We start from the raw sequence: 21,082 nt of genomic DNA, 5'->3' as shown, positions 1-21,082 counted from the left end.
CAGCTACCTCTGCGCTGGAATTCCGAGCGGTTTCCGATTCCTGATCACTGTGGCCACGAGGGCGGGGAGGCCGAGGACCAGAACCATGATTCCGACTACGAGTGCAGCAGTGGACCACGGCCTGGACACCCCCAGCTGATCGGCCAGGGTGACCGCGCCGACGATGCCGAGGATCCAGGCGAGAAATTCGATTCGGCGAACGCGTCGAGATGTCGGATCCGAGGTTGCCCACCACGCACCGACGGACGAACACGCGAGGGCGCACACGAGCAACCAGTACTCCGCCATCTCGGCCTCCTCGAAGTCGATGGTGTGATCAGGGTAGTTCGCGCGCCGCCCGTCCGTTCACAATTGTGCGACCAGCAGTGGCAGACCCACCGCGGCCGTTGTGCGCCATCGGTGGTCGGCCATGTCGGATACCTCGGTCTCGACCGGGTTGATCTCGACCACCGTTGCGCCCGCACTGCGTGCGACGGCGGGCAGTCCGGCGAACGGGTACACCACGCCCGACGTACCGACCACGAGCACCAGATCTGCAGCGCGCACAGCATTCTCGGCTGCTTCCCACGCCTGTTCGGGCAGCGATTCGCCGAACCACACGGCCCCGGGACGGATGAGTCCGCCGCACCGGGGACAGTCCGGCGGCGGAACACGCTGATCTGCGTCGATCAGAATGCCGTCGTCCAGAATGTCGGTGTCGTCGAGTTCCGCGCGCACTCCACACTCGCTGCAGTACGGCTCGAAGAGGCTTCCGTGTACGTGTGCGAGCACTGTGGATCCGGCTCGTTCGTGCAGATCGTCGACGTTCTGCGTGGCGATGTCCACCTGCGCATGCTGCTGCCATTGCGCGACGGCGCGGTGGCCGGCGTTGGGTTCGGAACGACGAACCAATGCTGCACGCCACCGGTACCAACCCCACACGAGGTCGCTGTCGGCGAGCCAGCCCTCGGGACTGGCGAGGTCCTTCGGATCGAAGTCCTGCCACAGACCGGTCCGGTCGTCGCGAAACGTTGCAATTCCGGATTCGGCCGACATGCCGGCCCCGGTCAGAACGACGATGCGCGATGCCGCTCGTGCGGCGTCCACGATGGGTTGTGGAACGGCGTCGACCGTCTGCTCGTGCGAATGGGTCACACAGCTATTGTGCCAACCGGTGTTCGCTCACGCGCTACCGTGTGGGCATGAGCATCGACACCGATACCCGCACGCGGCGACGCTGGCCCCTGTGGACCGCAGCGGTCACCGCTGTGGTCGTGGTGGTGGCCGTCGGTGTTCTGTGGCTCGCCCCGAGTCGCTATCTACCGTGGGACACCGAATCGTTCCCCGAGGTGAACAGCGCCGAGTTGACCGTCGACCAGGCACGTGTGGTGGACCTGCTGCGAGTCGAGCACGAGAAGCAGCGTCCGGGAACCTTCTATGCAGAGGGCGTGGACGAGGCCTGGTGCGCCGACTTCGTCAGCTGGATCATGAAGGAAGCGGGCATGCCGTTGTCGAATCCCAACTCGGGTTCGTGGCGCATTCCCGGCGTCTACACGCTGCAGGAGTACTACCAGCAACAGGGACGGTTCGAGACCGTCGGCAACTACACGCCGTCGGTGGGTGATGTGGTGTTGTACGACAACAGCAGTTGGGTCGGCCAACACACCAACGTCATCGTGGCTGTCGACGGCAGCGAGGCCGTCACCGTGGGCGGGAACGAAGCCGGCAAGATCAGGATTCACACTCTGAATTACGAATCCGACTCGGGTGTAGTCGGATTCGGCCGATTGGCATCCTGAGAGCCGTCATTGCGACGGGGTGCTGGAACGGTCGCCGAGTGATCGCGCCCCTCCGTCTCTCTTCGCTCTGTACAGCAACAGGTCTGCTCGGTCGAAACAGTCGTAGAGCGATTCCCCCGGACGCAATGTCGTGTAACCGGCGGAAAATGTCTGCTCGTCCGGGACGACGGCTGCGAGTTCGGTCAGCACGGTTGCCATCGTCGTCGACCCGGTATCGGGCATCGCGATGGCGAATTCCTCCCCGCCCCATCTGGCGACATACGCTCGCCCTGCAAGCAACTGCATTGCAGCAGTGGAGAACTGGACCAACAGGCGATCGCCGCGGCCGTGTCCGTATTTGTCGTTGAACGACTTGAAGCGATCGAAATCGATCATCGCCATGGCCAGCGACACGTCGAATCCGCGCGGAGTCGTCAACTGAGACAACCGATCTCGCCAACCGCGCCGATTGAGCAGCCCGGTCAAGGGATCGGTCAGCGCAGCCTCCCGTAGGTCGTCCTCCAACCGCCGCCGGTCGGTGACGTCGTGGACCACCGCCATGGTCCATCGTCGGCCGTCCGGGCCGGGGACCTCGCTGGCCGACACCCAACCCCACCGCACTGTGCCGTCGGGATGCAGGTATCGCTTCTCGACGTGTACGGATTCACCACGGGCCTCGGCGTCGTCCATCATCTGTTCCATCGCCGCGTGTTGGTCCAGGTCGTCGGGGTGGGTGAATTCACGGGAGGATCGGCCCCACAGTAGATCCCTGGGGCACCCCACGATTGCCGCATACGCCTCGTTCGCGAGTAACAGCAGCCCGTGTTCGTCGGCGAGTGCCATTCCGACCGTGCTGGCCTCGAACATCTCCCGATACCAGCGATCGGCGTCGACCATGATTGTCCGGTTCACTTCCTCGAACGGTGCGAGCCACATCGATTCACACGACACACCGACGATACGCCGTCGTGGGGACCCGAACAGTATCCGGCGATCGGTCTTGACCTTGACGCTACGTCAACGTTCACACTGGACGCATGAGAATCGGATCCCTCGCCGATGCCGCCGGAACGACCCCGCGGACGGTGCGCCACTACCACCGACTCGGCTTGCTCTCCGAGCCTCGGCGGCTGTCCAACGGCTACCGCGAGTACACGATCGACGACGTCGTTCGGCTGATGCGAATCCGATGGTTGGCCGAGTGCGGAATGCCGCTGGGCGCGATAGCGGCAGTGCTCGACGGAAAAGCGACGGACGAGCCCGACGTGGTCGGGGACCTGCGAGCCTTGCTGGCCGGCATCGAGACCGAGCAGACGGCATTGGCACACAAGCACAGTCGCTTGTCGGCGTTGCTCGACGACGCTGTCGAACGGCGTGCTCTGACCGCGCTCCCACGAGATGTTGCCGCGACGTTCGGGTCCTTGCTCGATGCAGCGGACGAACGGGACCGGCCCGCGCTGATCCGCGAACGCGATCTACTCGAAGTGATGGCAATTTCGGGCCGCGTCCCGGCGGCATTCTTCGAGACGATGTCCGCCGCGCTCGGCGATCACGACCTACGTCGGAAATACCTGGTGTTGCTACGACGCTTCGGTGCCCTCGAGGGCCGAAGCGTCGCCGAATCCGAGCACGACATCGACGCGTTGGCCGACGAGTTGGTGTCCGTACTCGATGTCGAGTCCTTCGCTCAGGCGCCCGAGTCCGCTGCGCTCGGTAGCGACTCGACCGGGTTGCTCGACATCGAGGACATCGTTCCCGACGCGGCCCAACGCGCCGTCGTCCTCCGCACCACAACTCGTCTGCTCGACGGTGCGCATCCGGCAGGAACCTCACAGTGACCCCGGATCGGGGTGCCCAGGTCGGCAGATGGCACGCACTGCTGTTGTGGGCACGCGGCCGCCACGCTCCGATCGGGGCCGACTCTGCCGAGTTCACCGCGGTGCGCGGAACGGGTTCGATGCCGTTGATGTTCGGTGTGGCCTCGGTCGTCGAGATCGTCGTCGTGCATCTCCTGGTTCCGTGGTTGTGGCTCGATATCGTGCTCGGTGCGCTCTCGGTCGTATCGATCGTTCTGCTGGTGTCGGCTTTAGCCGTCGGCCGGGTGCACCCCCATGTCCTCACGCCCGAAGCACTCGTCCTGCGCACCTCCGGCGAGGTCGTCACCACGGTGGAGAGATCGACGATCGTCTCGGCCCGACTCCATCGCCGGTTCGGCGTGGTGGCTCCCACTGTCCGCGACGACCGAGCCGTGTTACCGAACCAGGACGGCACGAACGTCGACATCACGTTGTCGACCCGCACCACAGTCGTCGTACCCGCACCCCTACGTCGGTGGCGGGTCGAGGGCACCGCGACGTCCATCGGCCTGTACGTGGACGATCCCGTGGCCCTGGTCGCCGCGTTGTCCTCGGTTCCGGCCGACGGTGGCATGTGAACCCGAACTGCTGCGGGACCGGTGAGACCACGCTGTGAGAAACCGGCGACGAGCTGGGACCGGCACCGCAGTACGGACTCCGAGGAGTGCGTCACCGCGCGTACACGTATTGTTTGCTCAGAACGTCTTCTTGTTTGCGACGAACCTCGTAGTCTGCCGAGCAGCTTCCGAGACGAACACCACCGACCGTGACCGCCCGACCAGTGGTCGATCGACAGCCGGAGCCATTCCCCTTTCATGCAGGTACACCCGAGCGGCACCGATCACGAATCGGCAACCGATTCCGCGGCCCCGAGTTCGGTGTCGGCTCCCGTCGTGCCGCGACCACCACAGCGCCAGGATCTGAACGGCCTGCGTGGTGTCGCCATCGCTCTGGTGGTCGTGTTCCACATCTGGATGGGCCGGGTGTCGGGCGGAGTGGATGTCTTCCTCACGCTGTCCGGCTTCTTCTTCACTGCGTCGTTGCTTCGATCGGCCGAGGCCGGTGCGAGCCTGAACCCGATCACCCGCATCGTTCGCGTGCTCCGCAGACTCGGACCGCCTCTGGCGCTCACCCTGTTGGCGGTAGCGGCCGCGTCGGTGTTCCTGCTACCGAGGACCCGCTGGGCCGACGTGGGCGACCAACTCGTCTCCGGCGTCTTCTTCTTCGTGAACTGGCAGTTGGCGACGACAGCCAACGACTACCTGGCGGCCGACCCTTCGGTGAGCCCGGTCCAGCACCTGTGGTCCGTCGCGGTGCAATTCCAGTTCTATCTGCTCGCGATTGCCGTCGTGTTCGGTCTGGCGTGGATTCTGCGGACGATGCGACCGGAAGGACCGCGAAGTCTGCGACCACAGACCTTCGCCGTGATCTTCGCCGTCATCGCGGTGTTGTCGTTCGTGTATGCAGCGGACGGTGCTCGACGCCATCAAGCGTGGAACTACTACGACACGGGCGCGCGACTCTGGGAGATCATGCTCGGTGCGGCGGTCGCGGCCACGTTCGCGGCATTTGCCGGCAGAAACACCGGGGCCGATGCCCGCGTGAGTCGGGTGGGATCGACCGCCCGGGGCGCGCTCGCCGCCGGTGCGATGTTCGTCATCGTCGTCTGTGGATTCGTGGTGGACGGCGTGACCGCGTTCCCCGGTCCCTTGGCGCTGATTCCGGTACTGGCCACTGTGGCGCTGATCGTCGCAGGCTCCAACACCGTGGTCGCCGCGACGTTGTCCAACCGGTTCTTCGCCTGGGTCGGCTCGATCGCGTTTCCGTTGTACCTGTGGCACTGGCCGCTGTTGATCTTCTACCTGTCGACCACCGGCAGGTCCCACGCGGACATACCCGGCGGACTCGGCATCGTCGGTGCATCGGTCGCACTCGCGTGGCTCACCGTCCGCTTCGTGGAGCGTCCTACGCAGGCCACCACATTCACTCCCGGCCGCATTGCGGTCACGGCCGTCGCCCTCGTTGCTGCCGTGGCGGTGACAGCCGGTTCGGTCGGCTGGAACGCCTACATCGAACGATCGATCTCGGCCGTGCAGGCCGACGAATCGGTCGACGAAGCCACGCACCCGGGGGCGCTGGAACTGACCGACGGCATTCGCGTCGAACCGGCCGAGATGACGCCTCCCCTGTACTCCGCTCCCGAGGATCTTCCCGTCACCACCCTCGAGGGCTGCATCGCGGATTTCGAGACTCGCGACGCGCTGTCCTGTACCTACGGCGACGTCGATGCGGCCCGAACGATCGTGCTGGCGGGGAGCTCACACGCCGAGCACTGGGTGACCGCTCTCGACACTCTGGGGCGGCGGCACGGCTTCAAGGTGGTCACGTTCGTGAAGATGGGGTGCCCGCTCAGCCTGGACACGATGCCGATGCTCGGGCAGAACGAGTACCCGGATTGTCTGGACTGGACCCGGACCGTGCTCGACGACGTCGCATCGATGCAACCGGAATACGTGTTCACCACGGCCACCCGACCCCGCGACGACTTCCCCGGCGACTTCACCCCGCCCTGGTACGTCTCGGTCTGGCAGCAGTTGATCGCCGACGGTGTCGGCGTCCTCGGCATCAGGGACACCCCGTGGCTCGCGTATCGAGCCATCGACTGCCTGGCCGACGGCGGCTCGGCCACCTCGTGCGGCATCCCGCGAGACGAGGCGCTCGACTCGGTCAACCCCGCTCTGGCGTCCTCGTTCCAGCTGAGCGGATTCTCCGCCCTCGACCTCTCGGACGCGGTGTGCGACGACACCGTCTGTCGCGTCGAGCAGGGGAACGTACTGATCTATCGCGACGAGCATCATCTGACCGCCACCTACGTGCGAACCCTGACCACCGAGCTCGGCCGGCAGCTCGGATCTGCGACCGGCTGGTGGGCCGGACCGTGAGCGGAACGGCTCGCGCTCGGTAAGCCCGGTCCCACCGGTCACAGTAGGGTTGATCCATGCTGCACGACGCCTCCGACGACACGCCCGCCATCGCCGTATGGCCGGGATCCCCTTATCCACTGGGAGCGACCTACGACGGAGCAGGAACCAACTTCGCCTTGTTCTCCGAGGTCGCCGAGGCCGTGGACCTGTGCCTGATCGCCGAGGACGGTACCGAAACTCGTATTCGTTTCGAGGAGTCCGACGGCTACGTGTGGCACGCGTACCTGCCCACGGTGGTGCCGGGACAACGCTACGGCTACCGCGTCCACGGGCCGTGGGATCCGGCTGCCGGACATCGTTGTGATCCCAGCAAGTTGCTGGTCGATCCTTACGGAAAAGCATTCGAGGGGTCGTTCGACGGAGACCGATCGCTCTTCTCCTACAACATCGACATCCCGGCCGCCGAACCCGAGCCCGTGGAGTCCCCGGACTCCGCAGCCGCGGATCCACTCGACGCCGAGGTCCGGTTCGAGGACGCGACCGACCTCGCCGATCCGGACGGCGAAATCGTGGACGAGTCCCCGATCGCCCACGACGACGAGCCGAACAACGATTTCCCTCAGCACGATTCGCTGGGACACACGATGACCACCGTGGTGATCAACCCCTTCTTCGACTGGCAGGCCGACCGCGCACCGAAGAGGCCGTATCACGAAACGGTGATCTACGAGGCCCACGTCAAGGGCATGACGATCACCCATCCGGACATCCCCGAGGCCGAGCGCGGCACCTATGCCGGTCTGGCACATCCGGTGATCATCGAGCATCTGCAGCACCTGGGCGTCACCGCGATCGAGCTGATGCCGGTGCACCAGTTCATGCAGGACCAGGTACTCCTGGACAAGGGACTGCGAAACTACTGGGGCTACAACACCTTCGGATTCCTCGCGCCTCATGCGGAGTATTCCTCGCATCAGTCGCCCGGTGCCGCGGTGACCGAATTCAAGGCGATGGTCCGTTCGTTCCACGCCGCCGGCATCGAGGTGATCCTCGACGTGGTCTACAACCACACCGCCGAGGGAAACCACATGGGCCCCACCATCAGCTTCCGCGGCATCGACAACGCGGCCTACTACCGACTGGTCGACGGCGATCTCGAGCACTACATGGACTACACCGGGACGGGCAACAGTCTCAATGCTCGACACCCGCACACGCTGCAGCTCATCATGGACTCGCTGCGCTACTGGGTCACCGAGATGCACGTCGACGGATTCAGGTTCGACCTCGCATCCACCCTGGCCCGTGAACTGCACGACGTGGATCGGCTGAGCGCGTTCTTCGATCTGGTGCAACAGGACCCGGTCGTCAGCCAGGTCAAGCTGATCGCCGAGCCGTGGGATGTCGGCGAGGGCGGATACCAGGTGGGTAACTTCCCCGGTCTGTGGACCGAGTGGAACGGCAAGTACCGTGACACCGTTCGCGACTACTGGCGCGGTGAGCCCGCGACGCTGGGCGAGTTCGCGTCGCGCCTGACCGGATCGTCGGATCTCTACGAGGCGACGGGCCGTCGCCCCGGTGCCAGCATCAACTTCGTCATCGCGCACGACGGCTTCACCCTCAACGACCTGGTCTCGTACAACGACAAGCACAACGAGGCCAACGGCGAGGACAACAACGACGGCGAGAGCCACAACCGGTCGTGGAACTGCGGCGTCGAGGGTCCGACCGACGATCCCGAGATCCTCGATCTGCGGGCCCGCCAGATTCGCAACATCATGGCCACGCTGCTGCTCAGCCAAGGCACGCCGATGATCGCGCACGGCGACGAACTCGGCCGAACTCAGCAGGGCAACAACAACGTCTACTGCCAGGATTCGGAACTGGCGTGGATGGATTGGTCCCTGGCCGAGACCAACGCCGACCTGATCGAGTTCACCCGCAACGCAATTGCGCTGCGCAACGAGCACCCGGTGTTTCGCCGTCGCCGATTCTTCGAGGGCAGGCCCATCCGATCGGGCGAACAGGCACGTGACATCGCCTGGCTCACCCCCGCAGGCGAGGAGATGACTCCCGAGGACTGGGACAGCGGTTTCGGCAAATCGCTCACCGTGTTCCTCAACGGTGAGGGCATTCCCGAGCCGAATCAGCGCGGGGAGCGGGTGGTCGACGACTCGTTCCTGTTGTGCTTCAACGCACATCACGAGACGATCGAATTCGTCACTCCGGACGGAAACTACGCCAAGGAATGGACGGTCGCCCTCGATACGGCAGCGCGCACGGGAGCGGGTGAGAAATCGATCGAAGCGGGTACACCGGTGGAGGTCACCGCTCGATCCCTACTCGTTCTACGAAAGACTGCCTGACTCATGCCGCTGCCCACCAGCACATACCGGTTACAACTGCGGGGCGATGCCTTCACCCTGGCCGACGCCTCGGACGTGGTCGACTACCTGCACGACCTCGGAGTGAGCCATCTCTATCTCTCGCCGATACTGACCGCGACCGACGGTTCGACGCACGGGTACGACGTCACCGACACCTCGACCGTCTCCGCCGCCCTCGGCGGGCGAGATGCATTGACTCGCTTGCGCTCTCGGGCTGCCGAGGTGGGCATGGGGATCATCGTCGACATCGTTCCCAACCACGTCGGGGTGGAGGATCCACGACAGAACGCGTGGTGGTGGGACGTTCTGCGGCGCGGTCGTGACTCGGAGTTCGCCACCTACTTCGACATCGACTTCGCAGCCGACAACGGAGTGGACGGCAAGATCGCCATCCCCGTGCTCGGCAGCGCGAGCGATGTCGCCGAGCTCACCGTCGACCGCTCCGAGGACGAGCCTCTGCTGGCGTTCTACGAGCACCGCTTCCCCATCGCCGACGGTACCGACGGCGACGACGCCCAGGCCGTGCACGACCGTCAGGCCTACCGCCTCGTCAGTTGGTCCGCCGGGTTGATCGGTTACCGCCGCTTCTTCTCGGTGAACGGCCTGGCCGGTGTCCGGCAGGAAGACCTCGACGTCTTCACCGACTCGCATCGCCAGGTGGCGAGCTGGATCGAGGACGGGCTGATCGACGGGTTACGCGTCGATCACCCCGACGGCTTGGCCGATCCTGCCGGATATCTGACCGAACTACGCGGGCTGCTCGGTCCCGACCGCTGGCTGGTGATCGAGAAGATCTTGGCCGACGGCGAACCGTTGGACGAGTCGCTGCCCGTCGACGGCACGACAGGGTACGACGCGTTGGCGGCCGTGGGCGGGATATTCGTCGACGCGGAAGGGGCACCGGCACTGACCGCACTGTCCCAGGTGCGCTCCGGCATCGCCTACGACGACGAGACGTTGCACGAGACAGAACTCGATCTCAAGACCGCTGTCGCGCGCGGCGACCTGTCCCCCGAGGTGCGACGCCTCGCCCGCGCCGTGGTTCGTGAATCGGGTACCTCCATCGAGCTCGAATCGGTGATCGACGCCATCGTTGCCGTTGTTGCCGCAGTTCCGGTGTACCGCACCGACTACGCGCCGCTGGCCGGTGTGCTTCCGGGTGTCGTCGCCGCCATCGGTGAAGAGCAGCCGGAACTGGCCGGCGGTCTCGACGCTCTGACAACCGCCCTGATCGCCGGTACCGAATCCCCCGTGCGTTTCGATCAGGTGTGCGGTGCCGTCACGGCCAAGGGCGTCGAGGACTGCCTGTTCTACCGCGCCAACCGGTTGATCTCGCTGCAGGAGGTGGGCGGCGATCCCGCTCGGTTCGGTTGCAGCCCAGCGTACTTCCATCTGAAGAACGCCGACCGCGCGAAGCGCTGGCCCGCCGCGATGACGACACTGTCCACACACGACACCAAACGCGGTGAGGACGTGCGGGCGCGTATCGGCGTGCTCTCGCAGACGCCGGAGCTGTGGGCCCGGTCGATCGCCGATTGGGAGGAGCTGGCCCCGAGCCCCGACGGCACCACGGGGATGTTCTTGTGGCAGAACGTCTTCGGTGTCTGGCCGGTCGACGGGGTGATCACCTCGACCCTGCGGGAACGGCTACACGCCTACGCCGAGAAGGCCATTCGCGAGGCCGCTCTCCGTACCACGTGGACCGATCCGGACGAGGAGTTCGAGACTGCCGTTCACAACTGGCTCGACGCAATTCTCGACGGTCAGGTGGCACGTTCGATGACTATGCTCGTCGAAAAGCTCTCGCCCCATGGACACTCCGATGCACTCGGGCAGAAGTTGCTCACACTCGTCGGTCCCGGAATCCCGGATGTGTATCAGGGCACCGAGCTGTGGGAGGACTCGCTCGTCGACCCCGACAACCGCAGACCCGTCGACTACTCGGTACGCCGGTCCGTTCTGGCCGGACTGAACGGATCCGCGCCGTCGGTCGATACCGGTGCTGCGAAGCTGGCCGTGGTTCGTTCCGCGCTGACGGTACGACGCGAACGGCCTGCGAGCTTCGTCGGCGGTAGTTACACGCCGATCGTCGCGGACGGGACCGCGGCCGCGCATGTCGTCGGATTTGCCCGAGGTCCGTTGCCCGGCAACTCCGATGTGGTTGCGCTGGCCACGAGGCTGTCCCTCGGTGTGGCCGAGACAGGGTGGGGCGAGACGACCGTGACGCTGCCCGACGGTCGGTGGCGCGACCGCATCACCGACGTCGAACACAGCGGGACCGTTGCGGTCGCCGAGCTGTTCGCCTCCCTGCCGGTTGCACTTCTGGTGCGCGACAACGAAGGAGAGTCAGCACGATGACATCCTCGACCACGACATCTTCGGCCACGACATCTTCGGCCACGACCCGTGAATTCGCAGTATGGGCACCGACCCCAGAACGAGTACGGCTGCAACTGGACGACTCGGTCCACGACATGGAGCAATCCTCGGACGGCTGGTGGCGAGCAGAGGTGAGTGCCGCCGCGGACAGTCGCTACGGATTCCTCCTCGACGACGCCGAGAAGGCGCTGCCGGATCCACGCTCGCCTCGGCAACCCGACGGTGTGCACGAAATGTCCCAGGTGTTCGAGGTCGATCCGTCGTTGTGGACCGATTCCGCATGGACCGGTCGTCAACTCCCCGGATCGTCGATCTACGAACTCCACATCGGCACCTTCACTCGCGAGGGAACGTTCGACGCGGCGATCGACAAGCTCGATCACCTCGTCGACCTCGGCGTGTCTTTCGTCGAGATCATGCCGGTCAACGGATTCAACGGCGTGCACAACTGGGGCTACGACGGCGTCCTCTGGTACACCGTGCACGAGGCCTACGGTGGCCCGGAAGGGTTGCAGCGCTTGGTCGATGCATGCCACGGCCGCGGGATCGGTGTCGTTCTCGACGTCGTCTACAACCATCTCGGCCCGTCCGGCAACTACCTGGAACGCTTCGGTCCCTACATGACCGAAGGGGCCAACAGCTGGGGCCAGGCGATCAACTATGCCGATGCAAACTCGGGCGAGGTGCGGCGCTACGCCCTGGACAACGCGTTGCGCTGGTTCTCCGAGTTCCACATCGACGCGTTGCGTCTCGACGCGGTGCACGCCATCGTCGACCACACCGCTGTGCATCTCCTCGAGCAACTCTCGATCGAAACGCGCACCCTGTCAGCGCATCTCGGCCGTCCACTGACCCTGATCGCCGAGAGCGACCTCAACGATCCGTCGCTGATCACGGCGCGGTCGGGTGGCGGCTACGGACTCGACGCACAGTGGGACGACGACATTCACCACGCGATCCATGCTGCGGTCTCCGGCGAACGGCAGGGCTACTACGGCGACTTCGGGTCCTTGCAGGGCCTGGCGAACACGGTGCGGCAGGGCTTCTTTCATGCCGGAACGTACTCCAGCTTCCGCGGCCGAATCCACGGGCGACCATTGGACACCCGCCGCATTCCCGCCAGCTCTCTGGTGGCCTACACGACCACCCATGATCAGGTCGGTAACCGTGCGATCGGGGATCGCCCCGGCTTCTACCTCTCCCCCGGACAGCTTGCGATCAAGGCAGCTCTGGTACTCACCTCGCCCTACACTCCGATGCTGTTCATGGGCGAGGAATGGGGAGCATCGACTCCGTTCCAGTTCTTCACCTCCCACCCCGAACCCGAGCTCGGCAAGGCCACGGCGGAAGGACGCAAAGCCGAGTTCGCCGCACACGGGTGGGACAAGAGCGACATCCCCGACCCACAGGATCCCGAGACGTTCACACGATCGAAATTGAATTGGTCGGAACTGGGCGACGGCGACCATGCCCGACTGTTGGCCGTCTATCGAGACCTACTGGCCCTGCGCCGCGAGCGGACCGAACTGACCGACCCGTGGCTCGATCACGTGAAGGTCGAGTACGACGAGGACGCCCAGTGGATCGCGATTCGCCGCGGCCGCGTCAGCGTGGTGTGCAATCTGTCCGAGTCCGCGGTGACGGTGCCGGTCGGCGGCTCCACACTGCTCGAGTGGGAGCCGACGACCTCGAACGACACCGGGTCTGCCACCACGGTTCCCGGTCACTCCTTCGCGGTGCTCGAATCCTGACGAACCCGTAGGTTCACCAGCACGAACACGGCGGTGACCGCAAGGACCACCGCGGTGGCGACGGCCGCAACGTGCATGCCCGAGACGAACGCGGCATGCGCGGAGTCCAGGAGGACCGTCGCCACCGAGTCCGGCAGCTCACGGGCCACCGCGTCGGCGCCGCCGAGCGTTTCGGCTGCTCTGGCACCGAGCTCGGGTGTGAGCTGCGAGGTGTCGATCCCGCGTCGGAAGATGGCCATGACGACCGTGCCGAGGATCGCCACTCCCAGCGCGATGCCCAGCTCGTACGCGGTTTCCGACACCGCGGACGCAGCCCCGGCTCGCTCGGGTTCGACGGCACTGACCACGAGGTCGGACGTCAGAGTGAGCGCGAAGCCGACGCCTGCACCCACCAGGACGAATCCGGCGATGAACAACGCCGGGCTGGTGTCGGTACCGAGACCGACCAGGATGCCCGCGCCCGCAGCGGCAGCAATCATGCCTGCGCCGAGGACCGTGCCTGCGGTGAAGTACCGAACCAGAACCGCAGCGAGCAATGAGGTCACGATGCTGGCGGCCGTGCCCGGCAGCAACAGCAGTCCGGCTTCGAGCGGGCTGTTGCCCAGGACGAGCTGCAGGTACTGCGAACCGAAGAACAGCACGCCGGCGAGTGCGAACACGGACAGGAAGTTCGTCGCCACACCCGTCGAGAAGGCACGGTTGGCGAACAGCCGGATGTCGATCATCGGGGCGTCCAGAATTCGCTGCCGCCGCACGAACACCACACCGGCGATCACGCCGACGACGGCGGAGACCACGTAGGCCGGGTGAAGGCCGTGCGCTGCGATCTCCTTGACCGCGAACACGATCGGAACGATAGCGAGCATCGACAACGCCGAGCTGGGGAGGTCGAAACGGCCCGGGTTCGGATCCTTGGACTCGGGAATGACCAACGGCCCCAGCGCGATCAGCGCAATCATGACGGGAATGTTGATGAGAAACACCGAGCCCCACCAGAAGTGCTCGAGCAACCAGCCGCCCACGAGCGGACCGGCGGCCGCGCCGCCGCCCGCCATCGCGCCCCAGACGCCGATAGCGGTCACCCGTTGGCGCGGATCGAGGAAGATCGTGCGAATCAAGCCGAGAGTGGCGGGCATCAAGGTCGCGCCGGAGATACCCTGCAGAACTCGCGCCGCGATGAGCATCTCCGGGCTGGTCGAGACAGCCGCAACGAGAGAGGCGATTCCGAAGCCCGCGGCTCCGATCAGCAGTAGGCGACGCCGACCGATCCGGTCACCGAGCGTGCCCATCGTGATGAGCAAGCCGGCCAGTACGAACGAGTACACGTCGATGATCCACAGCAGCTGATTGCTCGACGGTGCCAGATCGGCGCTGATGAACGGCAGGGCGAGGTCGAGCACGGTCCCGTCGACCGCGATGAGAAGGACGGCAAACGCGAGCACCACCAACCCGAACCAGTCGCGCGCGGTGGCTCTGGAGGCCGATCCGCCGTCGATCTCGTGCACCGCACCGGTCCGCACGTCGCTCACCGTGACTCCATTTCGCCCGCCCGGTCCGCGACCGGGCACATCTTCGATACCAACCGTCCAGCCGGTACAGCTCCGTAGACTACCTCGAACCGTCCAGCCGGTAAAGTGAGTTCCATGTCATCTGACACACGCGACCGAATTCTGGACTCGCTCGAGACATTGCTTCTCGAACAAGGAATGACCAAAGTGACCCTGGACAGCGTCGCTGCCGCCGCCGGGGTATCGAAGGGCGGCTTGCTGTACCACTTCAAGACCAAGGACGCGCTGGTCGCTGCCATGGTCCGACGACTCGCCGTTCAGGCCGATCAGCAGAGAGCCGACGCCGGCGCAGGTGGCACCTCCGTAGCGGAGTGGTATCTGCAACCACCCGATTGCATTTCGGAGAAGGAAATCGCGCTCTACCGCTCCACGCTGGCGGCACTGCGCAGCGTCGACGGCAACTCCGGTGAGGTGCAGGACGCCGTCACGGACATGATGCAGCAGTGGGACGAGGGCTTACGTACCGAGATCGACGATCCGGTGCAGGCCGAGATCATCCGACTCGTCGGCGACGGGATATACCTCGGAGCCGTCCTCGACCTGCCCGCCGTCGACCCGGAACTGCACAAGCAGGTGGTCGACCGCCTGCTGGGTCGGTGACTCAGGTCAAGTAGCGGTAGACGGGCGAACCCGGCTCCAGCTGCTCCACCTGAAGGTGCGAGGACCGCATACGTTCGAGGAGGGCCGAAAGGCCGTGCGCCGCACCGAGTTGGATGCCGACGAGCGCGGCACCGGTCTCCCGGTTGTTTCGCTTGACGTACTCGAACAGGGTGATGTCGTCCTCGGGCCCGAGTACCTCGTCGAGAAACCGACGCAGTGCGCCGGGCTCCTGCGGAAAGTCCACGAGGAAGTAGTGCTTGAGGCCGAGGTGGACGAGCGATCGTTCGAGAATCTCGCCGTACCGTGAGACGTCGTTGTTTCCCCCGGACACCAGGCACACGACGGTGCTTCCCGGTGCGATGTCGAGATGCTCGAGCGCGGCGACCGCCAACGCGCCTGCGGGCTCGGCGATGACCCCTTCGTTCTGGTACAGCTCGAGCATTGCGGTACAGACCGCGCCCTCGTCGATCTGGGTGATCAGGAACGCACCGGGGCCGGAGCTTTCGAACACCGGCGCGGTGATCAGGGGCAACGATGCATGGGACACCACCGTCGCGCCCAACGACTGCAGCGCCGAGTACGGAACATCGCCGATACGCCGGACCGCCGCCCCGTCGACGAACGGATCGATATCCGACAGCGTCACCGGCCCACCGGCAATCAACGCAGCGGTCATCGACGCAGCACCGGATGGTTCGACGCCGACCAACGATGTCTGCGGAGCGCGCTCACGCAGATAACTGGAGATACCCGCGATGCAGCCGCCCCCGCCGACGGGCATTACCACCACATCGGGTGCGCCGCCGAGCTGATCGACGATTTCCTTGGCGATCGTCCCTTGGCCCGCCACCGTTCGTGGATCGTCGAACGGCGGGACCATGGTGGCACCGGTACGGGCCACGTCCGCGGCAGCCGCGGCAGCTGCGGCGTCGAACGTGTCGCCGATGACGATGAGCTCCACGAAGTCGCCTCCGTGGACCCTGATTCGGTCACGCTTCTGCTTGGGGGTGTTGGCCGGCACGTAGATCCGACCTCGCACCTGCATGGACCGACAGGCGAATGCCACCCCCTGCGCGTGGTTACCGGCACTCGCCGTGACCACACCGACGCTGCGCTCGGCCTCGGTCAGCTGATCCATCAGGTTGTAGGCACCGCGGATCTTGTACGAGCGGACGATCTGCAGGTCTTCGCGTTTGAGGTAGACCGTCGCTCCGGTCTCTGCCGACAGGCGCTCGCACAACTGCAGGGGTGTCGCGGCGACCACCGAGGAAATTCGCATCGCAGCTGCATCGATGTCGGCCGCGGTGACGGCTACCGACGAGGGGTGCTGGGAGGCGAGCTCAGGTGATGAAGACACCAGCACATGCTGCCACCAGCGTGGAACGGTCACCCACTCGGGACCGTTCCACGGGCAGGCCGATCGTGCTCAGGCGCGAGCGAGGACGAACACCGGGATCTCCCGGTCTGTCTTCTTCTGGTAATCCGCGTAATCGGGGTAGACCGCGACCGAACGCTCCCACCACACGGCCTTCTCGTCGCCGGTTACCTCCCGAGCGACGTAATCATGCTTTTCGGGTCCGTCCTGCAACTCCACCAGCGGCTCGGCTTTGACGTTGAAGTACCAGACGGGATGCTTCGGCGCACCGCCGAGGGAGGCCACGATGGCGTACTCCCCATCGTGTTCCACCCGCATCAACGGCGACTTGCGCAGCTTCCCGCTCTTGTTTCCCTTGGTGGTCAGCAGCACGACCGGCATCCCGTTCATCGTCGTGCCTTCGGTTCCGCCGGAGTTCTCGTACAGCTCGGCCTGCTTTCGGGCCCAGTCGGATGAACTCGGTTCGTATTCTCCTGTCAATGGCATGGTTTCAGTCAACACCCACGGCCGCCGGGACGCCACCGAATCTCGGTCGTCGCAGGTCGGGACCGTGAGTTCGGTGGACCGAATCTTTGCGTGGGTATAGTCTGAACTTCACCCGCCGGACACCCGAATCATCGAACCGGACGGGCGTACCCGAGGAGGACGCGATGACCTACACGAGCAACCAGGTGAGCCGTCGAACTGTCCCCGCCCTGCGCACGGTCGATGTCGCCGGAGTCGATTGGCCTCTGTACAAGCTCGAGGCCGTGGCCGTCGGGCTCGTCGTGTTCGTCGCCACGCTCGCCCTGGTCGGATCGCTGCAGGCAGCCGTTCTGGGCGGCGCGGCAGTCGCAGTCGCCGCGTGGTGGACTCTGCGGTTGACCGAGGTCCACCCCGCCCGGACCGGCTCACCCCGTCAGGCAGCCGGGCCCCAGTAGCGCCTTCAGGTCTCCCATCAACGCCGACGTCGGCGTCACCCGCAGACTGTCGTCGAGCTTCATCGTGGTGATCTTGTCGCCACTGACCAAACGTAGATGGACGTCCGAGGTCCCTGGGTGGCTGATCAACACCCGCTTGAGTGCGCCGACCTTGTCTGCCGTGCACAGTCGCGTCGGCAAACTCACCGCAAGCGGCTTGTCGATACCGATCGCCGAAAGATCCGGCACCGCAAGATCGTTCGCAATCAACGACACCCGGTCGTCACGCACCGACACGCGACCCTTGACGAGCACCACCGAGTCCTCGGTCACGTCGGCACCGAACACCGAGTAGGCCTGCGGGAAGAACAGCACCTCGATGCCGCCGGCAAGGTCCTCGAGCTGAGCCGACGCCCACGTCAGACCGTTCTTGTTGATCCGCCGGTTCACCGAGGCCAGAATTCCGCCGACGGTGACCTGAGTGCCGTCCTTGATGTCACCTTCGAGGATCGTCGGGATGTTGCAGTCGGACTTCGCGGCCAACATGTGCTCGACGCCCAGGAGTGGGTGGCCGGAGACGTAGAGACCGAGCATCTCGCGCTCGAGGGCCAGACGGTGCTTGGACTCCCACTCCTCGTCCGGCACGCGGACGTTGAACACCGAGGAAATGGACTCGTCGGCGTCCTCACCGCCGAACAGATCGAACTGTCCGATCGCCTCGGCCTTCTTGGTGCCCATCACCGCATCGATCGCGTCGGCATGGATCAACATCAGACCCTTGCGCGGATGATCGAGAGAGTCGAAAGCGCCTGCCTTGATGAGAGATTCGGTGACCTTCTTGCTGCACGCGATCGCGTCGATCTTGCCCAGGTAGTCCGAGAAGTCCGTGTATTTGGACTTCTCCGACCGCGCTCTGATGATCGATGCGACCACGTTAGTGCCGACGTTGCGCACCGCGCCGAGACCGAATCGGATGTCCTTGCCCACCGATGCGAAGTTGAGCTCGGATTCGTTGACGTCCGGTGGCAGCACCGTGATGCCGAGCTTGCGGCAGTCGGCCAGGTAGATCGCGGCCTTGTCCTTGTCGTCACCGACACTGGTGAGCAGGCCGGCCATGTACTCGGCCGGGTAGTTGGCCTTGAGGTACGCCGTCCAGTACGAGACCAGGCCGTAGCCGGCCGAGTGCGACTTGTTGAACGCGTAGCCGGCGAACGGGAGCACGGTGTCCCACAGCGCCTTGATCGCGGCCTCGGAGAAGCCGTTGTCCAACATGCCCTGCCGGAACCCGGCGTACGCCTTCTCGAGCTCGGAGAGCTTCTTCTTTCCCATGGCACGACGCAGCAGGTCGGCCTGGCCCAGGGTGTACCCGGCGACCTTCTGCGCGAGCTGCATGATCTGCTCCTGGTAGACCACCAGGCCGTACGTCTCGCCGAGAATCACCTTGAGCGGCTCTTCGAGCTCGGGGTGAATCGGCTTGACCTCCTGCCGCCCGTTCTTGCGGTCGGCGTAGTCGTTGTGCGAGTTCATGCCCATCGGACCCGGGCGGTACAGCGCCAGCACGGCGACGATGTCCTCGAAACCGGTGGGCTGCATGCGGCGCAGCAGGTCTCGCATCGCGCTGCCGTCGAGCTGGAAAACACCGAGAGTGTCTCCGCGAGAAAGCAATTCGAAGGTCGCGGGATCGTCGAGCGGCAACGCGTCGAGATCGATGTCGATGCCGCGATTGGCCTTGATGTTGTCGATCGCGTCGCCGATGACCGTGAGGTTTCGCAGACCGAGGAAGTCCATCTTCAGCAGGCCGATGGCCTCGCACGACGGATAGTCCCAGCCGGTGATGATCGCGCCGTCCTGGGCGCGCTTCCACACCGGGATGGCGTCGGTGAGCGGCTCCGAAGACATGATGACCGCGCAGGCGTGTACGCCCGCGTTGCGGATCAGGCCTTCGAGGCCCTTGGCCGTCTTGTAGATCGTGGCCACGTCGGGGTTGGAGTCGATGAGCGCTCGGACCTCGACGGCCTCCTTGTAGCGCTCGTGCGACGGATCGGTGATGCCGGCCACCGAGATGTCCTTGGCCATGATGGGCGGCGGCAAAGCCTTGGTGATCTGATCGGCGATGCCGAAACCGGGCTGGCCGAACTGCACACGTGCGGAGTCCTTGATGGCAGCCTTGGTCTTGATGGTGCCGAAGGTGATGACCTGCGCAACCCGGTCGCTACCCCACTTCTCCGTGGCGTAGCGCACCATCTCACCGCGACGACGATCGTCGAAGTCGATATCGATATCGGGCATCGACACACGCTCGGGGTTGAGGAATCGCTCGAAGAGCAGCCCGTGCGGGAGCGGATCGATGTTGGTGATGCCCATGGCGTAGGCAACCAGGGATCCGGCGGCGGAACCACGGCCCGGTCCGACGCGGATGCCGACCGCTTTCGCGTGGTTGATCAGGTCGCCGACCACGAGGAAGTAGGCCGGGAAGCCCATCTCCAGAATCACCTTGATCTCGTACTCCGCACGCGCGAGGTAATCCTCGGCCGGGCCGTCGGGGAACCGACGTTCGAGTCCGGTCATGACCTCGTGCCGCAGCCACGTTCCCTGCGTGTATCCCTCGGGAACCGGGAAGATGGGCATCCGGTCGCGGTGCGCCCACACCTCGTCGTAGGGCTGGACTCGCTCGGCGATGAGGAGCGTGCTGTCGCAGGCACCGGGTACCTCGTCGTCCCAGAGGGCACGCATCTCGGCAGCGGACTTGAGGTAGTAGCCGTCGCCGTCGAACTTGAAGCGCGTGGGATCGCTGAGCGTCTTACCGGTCTGGATGCACAGCAGAGCCTCGTGGTTCTCGGCGGCGTCCTTCGTGACGTAATGGCAGTCGTTGGTGGCCAACGGCGGAATGGACAGCTTCCTGCCGATGTCGAGCAGGCCTTCGCGGACTCGTCGCTCGATGGACAGACCGTGGTCCATCAACTCGAGGAAGAAGTTGTCCGGTCCCCAGATCTCCTGCCACTTGGCCGCGGCCTCGAGTGCTTCGCGGTCCTGGCCCAGACGTAGGCGCGTCTGAACCTCACCGGACGGGCATCCGGTGGTGGCGATGATGCCCTCGGCGTGCTGAGCGATGATCTCCTCGTCCATGCGGGCCCACTTGCCGAGCTGACCCTCGATGGACGCCAGCGAAGACAGCTTGAACAGATTGCGCACGCCGGTCGCGTTCTCCGCCACCATCGTCATGTGCGTGTACGCACCGCTACCGGAGACGTCGTCGGACTTCTGGCTTCGGTCGCCCCACAGCACGCGCTTCTTGTTGAACCGGGATTCGGGAGCGATGTAGGCCTCGATGCCGATGATCGGCTTGATGCCGGCCTTCTTGGCCTCGTTGTAGAACTCGCTGGCTCCGTACATGTTGCCGTGGTCGGTCATGCCGACCGCCGTCATCTCCAACCGCGCCGCCTCCGCGAACATGGCCCCGATCTTGGCGGCACCGTCGAGCATCGAATATTCGGTGTGGTTGTGCAGATGAACGAACGAATCGGCCACGAAGGTTCTCTCCTGAAGGTCGTGCGTTTTCGAAAATACGAGCCGCGAATGCACCCAC

Annotated in this window: 16 protein-coding genes; 9 read left to right on the top strand and 7 right to left on the bottom strand. The window is 65.0% G+C overall.

What is annotated here, in order from left to right; translation table 11 throughout:
• Positions 1-3: 3 nt before the first annotated feature.
• Together CH278_RS03350 and CH278_RS03345 are read right to left on the bottom strand one after the other, a co-directional pair.
• Positions 4-288 carry a hypothetical protein gene (locus CH278_RS03350; RefSeq protein WP_032399990.1) on the bottom strand — a complete coding sequence of 95 codons (285 nt, stop codon included), beginning with the start codon at positions 286-288 and terminating at the stop codon, positions 4-6.
• Between the two features lie 57 nt (positions 289-345).
• Positions 346-1,134, bottom strand: a complete 789-nt coding sequence (locus CH278_RS03345; RefSeq protein WP_094621165.1) for an SIR2 family NAD-dependent protein deacylase — start codon at positions 1,132-1,134, stop codon at positions 346-348.
• A gap of 47 nt (positions 1,135-1,181) precedes the next feature.
• On the opposite strand from CH278_RS03345, the gene CH278_RS03340 reads away from it, so the two are divergent.
• On the top strand, positions 1,182-1,778 hold the full coding sequence (locus CH278_RS03340) for a CHAP domain-containing protein (RefSeq protein ID WP_032382827.1): 597 nt from the start codon (positions 1,182-1,184) through the stop codon (positions 1,776-1,778).
• Positions 1,779-1,784: 6 nt separating this feature from the next.
• On the opposite strand, the gene CH278_RS03335 is transcribed toward CH278_RS03340, so the two are convergent.
• Positions 1,785-2,693 carry a sensor domain-containing diguanylate cyclase gene (locus CH278_RS03335; RefSeq protein ID WP_032399988.1) on the bottom strand — a complete coding sequence of 303 codons (909 nt, stop codon included), beginning with the start codon at positions 2,691-2,693 and terminating at the stop codon, positions 1,785-1,787.
• Between the two features lie 101 nt (positions 2,694-2,794).
• Here CH278_RS03335 and CH278_RS03330 point away from each other — a divergent pair, with 101 nt between their 5' ends.
• The 6 genes from CH278_RS03330 to treZ all read left to right on the top strand — a co-directional run bounded on the left by CH278_RS03330 (position 2,795) and on the right by treZ (position 13,054).
• Positions 2,795-3,595 (top strand): MerR family transcriptional regulator, encoded by an 801-nt coding sequence (locus tag CH278_RS03330; RefSeq protein WP_032399987.1) that lies wholly within the window; start codon positions 2,795-2,797, stop codon positions 3,593-3,595.
• Positions 3,592-4,191 carry a hypothetical protein gene (locus CH278_RS03325; RefSeq protein ID WP_052061427.1) on the top strand — a complete coding sequence of 200 codons (600 nt, stop codon included), beginning with the start codon at positions 3,592-3,594 and terminating at the stop codon, positions 4,189-4,191. Before CH278_RS03330 ends, CH278_RS03325 begins: the two co-directional genes overlap by 4 nt.
• Positions 4,192-4,428: 237 nt before the next feature.
• Positions 4,429-6,555 carry an acyltransferase family protein gene (locus tag CH278_RS03320; protein WP_094621164.1) on the top strand — a complete coding sequence of 709 codons (2,127 nt, stop codon included), beginning with the start codon at positions 4,429-4,431 and terminating at the stop codon, positions 6,553-6,555.
• 56 nt (positions 6,556-6,611) lie between these two features.
• Positions 6,612-8,903: a glycogen debranching protein GlgX gene (gene glgX, locus CH278_RS03315; RefSeq protein ID WP_027497319.1), complete on the top strand. Its 2,292-nt coding sequence runs from the start codon at positions 6,612-6,614 to the stop codon at positions 8,901-8,903.
• 3 nt (positions 8,904-8,906) lie between these two features.
• Complete coding sequence (gene treY / locus CH278_RS03310) at positions 8,907-11,282, top strand: malto-oligosyltrehalose synthase (protein ID WP_094621163.1); 2,376 nt, start codon at positions 8,907-8,909, stop codon at positions 11,280-11,282.
• Entirely contained in the window at positions 11,279-13,054 is a 1,776-nt protein-coding gene (gene treZ, locus CH278_RS03305) for a malto-oligosyltrehalose trehalohydrolase (RefSeq protein WP_094621162.1), read from the top strand. Before treY ends, treZ begins: the two co-directional genes overlap by 4 nt.
• Here the strand turns inward: treZ and CH278_RS03300 are convergent.
• A complete protein-coding gene (locus CH278_RS03300) occupies positions 13,027-14,583 on the bottom strand; it encodes an MFS transporter (RefSeq protein WP_179274401.1) in 1,557 nt (518 codons plus the stop codon). The genes treZ and CH278_RS03300 overlap by 28 nt on opposite strands.
• Positions 14,584-14,697: 114 nt before the next feature.
• Between CH278_RS03300 and CH278_RS03295 the strand changes: the two genes are divergently transcribed.
• Entirely contained in the window at positions 14,698-15,222 is a 525-nt protein-coding gene (locus tag CH278_RS03295; RefSeq protein ID WP_032391018.1) for a TetR/AcrR family transcriptional regulator, read from the top strand.
• 1 nt (position 15,223) lies between these two features.
• Here CH278_RS03295 and ilvA read toward each other — a convergent pair whose 3' ends face one another.
• Both ilvA and CH278_RS03285 read right to left on the bottom strand, forming a co-directional pair.
• Positions 15,224-16,579, bottom strand: a complete 1,356-nt coding sequence (gene ilvA / locus CH278_RS03290) for a threonine ammonia-lyase IlvA (protein ID WP_027497324.1) — start codon at positions 16,577-16,579, stop codon at positions 15,224-15,226.
• 69 nt (positions 16,580-16,648) lie between these two features.
• Positions 16,649-17,083, bottom strand: a complete 435-nt coding sequence (locus CH278_RS03285) for a nitroreductase family deazaflavin-dependent oxidoreductase (protein WP_027497325.1) — start codon at positions 17,081-17,083, stop codon at positions 16,649-16,651.
• 164 nt (positions 17,084-17,247) lie between these two features.
• Between CH278_RS03285 and CH278_RS03280 the strand changes: the two genes are divergently transcribed.
• Positions 17,248-17,517: a hypothetical protein gene (locus CH278_RS03280; RefSeq protein ID WP_052054873.1), complete on the top strand. Its 270-nt coding sequence runs from the start codon at positions 17,248-17,250 to the stop codon at positions 17,515-17,517.
• Here the strand turns inward: CH278_RS03280 and dnaE are convergent.
• The gene (dnaE, locus tag CH278_RS03275; protein ID WP_094621161.1) at positions 17,488-21,024 is read right to left on the bottom strand and encodes a DNA polymerase III subunit alpha; all 3,537 of its coding nucleotides are present in this window, start codon (positions 21,022-21,024) and stop codon (positions 17,488-17,490) included. The two genes, CH278_RS03280 and dnaE, sit on opposite strands and share 30 nt — an antisense overlap.
• Positions 21,025-21,082 lie beyond the last annotated feature (58 nt).

The sequence above is a fragment of the Rhodococcus sp. 05-2254-5 genome (assembly GCF_002258575.1).
GTDB lineage: Bacteria > Actinomycetota > Actinomycetes > Mycobacteriales > Mycobacteriaceae > Rhodococcoides > Rhodococcoides fascians.
Note: the sequence above shows the minus strand (reverse complement) of the source record. Positions and strands in the feature narration are given on the sequence as shown.

What these genes read in the sequence shown, in the direction of transcription:
- CH278_RS03350 (WP_032399990.1), bottom strand. Translation starts at nt 288, where the DNA reads ATGGCGGAGTACTGGTTGCTCGTGTGCGCCCTCGCGTGTTCGTCCGTC.
- CH278_RS03340 (WP_032382827.1), top strand. Translation starts at nt 1,182, where the DNA reads ATGAGCATCGACACCGATACCCGCACGCGGCGACGCTGGCCCCTGTGG.
- CH278_RS03335 (WP_032399988.1), bottom strand. Translation starts at nt 2,693, where the DNA reads ATGTGGCTCGCACCGTTCGAGGAAGTGAACCGGACAATCATGGTCGAC.
- CH278_RS03330 (WP_032399987.1), top strand. Translation starts at nt 2,795, where the DNA reads ATGAGAATCGGATCCCTCGCCGATGCCGCCGGAACGACCCCGCGGACG.
- CH278_RS03320 (WP_094621164.1), top strand. Translation starts at nt 4,429, where the DNA reads ATGCAGGTACACCCGAGCGGCACCGATCACGAATCGGCAACCGATTCC.
- glgX (WP_027497319.1), top strand. Translation starts at nt 6,612, where the DNA reads ATGCTGCACGACGCCTCCGACGACACGCCCGCCATCGCCGTATGGCCG.
- treY (WP_094621163.1), top strand. Translation starts at nt 8,907, where the DNA reads ATGCCGCTGCCCACCAGCACATACCGGTTACAACTGCGGGGCGATGCC.
- treZ (WP_094621162.1), top strand. Translation starts at nt 11,279, where the DNA reads ATGACATCCTCGACCACGACATCTTCGGCCACGACATCTTCGGCCACG.
- CH278_RS03295 (WP_032391018.1), top strand. Translation starts at nt 14,698, where the DNA reads ATGTCATCTGACACACGCGACCGAATTCTGGACTCGCTCGAGACATTG.
- CH278_RS03285 (WP_027497325.1), bottom strand. Translation starts at nt 17,083, where the DNA reads ATGCCATTGACAGGAGAATACGAACCGAGTTCATCCGACTGGGCCCGA.
- CH278_RS03280 (WP_052054873.1), top strand. Translation starts at nt 17,248, where the DNA reads ATGACCTACACGAGCAACCAGGTGAGCCGTCGAACTGTCCCCGCCCTG.